We start from the raw sequence: 2,517 nt of genomic DNA, 5'->3' as shown, positions 1-2,517 counted from the left end.
TGCACTTACAGATGCGCTTGCTGATTGGCTAGCTGATACAGATGCTGAGTCGCTTGCACTTACAGAAGCTGAAGCTGATTGACTAGCTGATACAGATGCTGATTGGCTCGCACTGATGCTTGCTGATACTGATGCTGATGCGCTTTGGCTTGCACTAATTGACGCAGACTGGCTCGCGCTTGCTGAGATAGAAGCTGAGTTCTGGTTGTTAGATGCTGAAGCTGAGGCACTTTGACTTGCAGATACTGACGCTGAAGTACTTTGACTTGCAGATACTGATGCGCTAGTTGATTGGCTAGCTGATACAGATGCTGATTGACTAGCACTTACTGATGCTGAAGCGCTTTGGCTTGCTGATACAGACGCAGAGTGGCTCGCGCTTGCTGAGATAGAAGCTGAGTTCTGGTTGTTAGATACTGATGCTGAAGCTGATTGACTTGAGCTTACTGATGCGCTAGCTGATTGGCTAGCTGATGCAGACGCTGAAGCTGATTGACTTGAGCTTACTGATGCGCTAGCTGATTGGCTTGCACTTACTGATGCTGAAGCTGAGCGACTTGCACTAAGTGATGCACTCGCCGAACGACTTGAGCTTACACTTGCTGAAGCTGAACGACTTGCACTAAGTGATGCACTTACCGAACGGCTTGAGCTTACACTTGCTGAAGCTGAACGACTTGCAGATACTGAGGCACTCGCCGAACGGCTTGAGCTTACGCTCGCTGAAGCTGAACGACTTGCAGATACTGAGGCACTTGCCGAACGGCTTGAGCTTACGCTCGCTGAGGCTGAGCGACTTGCACTAAGCGATGCACTCGCTGAACGGCTTGAACTTACGCTTGCTGAGGCTGAGCGGCTTGAACTTACTGATGCGCTAGCTGAAGCACTGGCTGAACGGCTTGAACTTACAGAAGCTGACGCTGAGCGACTTGCACTAAGTGAGGCACTCGCTGAAGCACTGGCCGAACGACTTGAGCTTACAGATGCTGATGCTGAGCGACTTGCGCTAAGTGAGGAACTCGCTGATGCACTCGCTGAACGGCTTGAGCTTACGCTCGCTGAAGCTGAACGACTTGCAGATACTGATGCACTCGCACTGGCTGAGGCACTTTGGCTCGCAATTGCTGATGTTGATGCCGACTGGCTCGCACTAATACTTGCTGATACAGATGCTGAAGCACTTTGGCTCGCAATTGCTGACGTTGATGCCGACTGGCTCGCTGATGTTGACTTAGAGATGCTACCGTTACCATCAATAGTCATTGAGAAGCCTCTTATCGGGAATCTCCTTTGATTTGTTCCCTCATTTTGCAGTGCTGCAAAATATGTAAGTGATTGAGGATTCTGTGGAACAGTACCACGAACATTCATCTTAACATCATAGCCACTAGAAGTAAATTTATATGTTATCCAGTCACCATTTGGTTTAATCCGTCTGTAGTTATCTATCAGAGTTAGTTTAGCTGGGTTTACAGCTTGGTTTGTAGAGTTTCTGTGATGGATAGTTACAGTGAAATTGAACTTTTGTCCAGGTTGGAGAACAACATTGCCAGGCCCATCTATGACCTGAAGTCTCGGAGCCCAATCAAATCCTTCATCACCTGGTTGTGGCAACTTACGGAAACCTGAATAACCAGCACTACGGAAACCTGACTGACCTGCTTCTTTTGGTGAATTATTTACAGCCTTATCTGCTTTTTGGTCTTTCTCGGCTTGCTTGGTTGTATCCTTACCTTGGGCTTGGTTCTTGTCTGCTACAACTCCAGCTGCGATATTGTTGCTTGTTGTTACTGCTTGACTTGTACTAAGAGCTGCACTTGCCAAACTTTGGTTAGCACTGCCTGATACAAGACTTGCCGCAGGGTTGACCTTAAGGTTGAGCGATGCAGAAGCTGAGGTAGACACAGAAGCCTGAGCTGATGGTTCGCTAACAGCTGAGGCACTCTCAACTACAGAGGCAGGTGCTTGAGCGCTCGTTGACTCTGATGGTGTAGAGCTTGCTGAGGCAGACGCTTTGGCACTTGCTGAAGCTGATACAGGAGCTGATGTTGATTGACTCGCTGACTCAGATGCTGGAACAGTTGACTGACTTGCTGATGTTGAAGCACTTGCTGATGTTGAAGCACTTGCTGATGCTGACTGACTCGCTGAGGCAGATTGACTGACTGAAGCTGACTGACTCGCACTCGCTTGAGCCTCAACAGATTGACTGACTGATACAGAAGCTGAAGCAGATGCTTGTTCTGCTTGAGCTTTCTTTACTTCTGCTTGCGCTTGAGCGATGATTGAGTTAGTACTTGTTTCAGTTGTTTCAGCTGCTTTCGGTTCAGCAGCAATGACTGTTTTATCCTTTTCTGTATAGTTAGATGTTTCATCCGCATAAACAGTTTGCTCTTGAGTCACCACAAATCCTGCAGCCCCCGCGGCCAGGATTCCCCCTATACCCGCTAGCGTGTTAAAACTAAGGTGTGCGTGATCAAGTTCTTCAGTGTCTGACAGGGTACTAGAGACAACTTC

Annotated in this window: 1 pseudogene; it reads right to left on the bottom strand. The window is 48.2% G+C overall.

The features are described from left to right. Window positions 1–2,517: pseudogene (locus D8854_RS09850) on the bottom strand (accessory Sec-dependent LPXTG-anchored adhesin); the annotation flags it as partial.

Origin of the sequence: Streptococcus mitis (genome assembly GCF_003943905.1) — a bacterium.
GTDB lineage: Bacteria > Bacillota > Bacilli > Lactobacillales > Streptococcaceae > Streptococcus > Streptococcus mitis_BC.
This window is presented reverse-complemented; position numbering and strand designations above follow the sequence as displayed.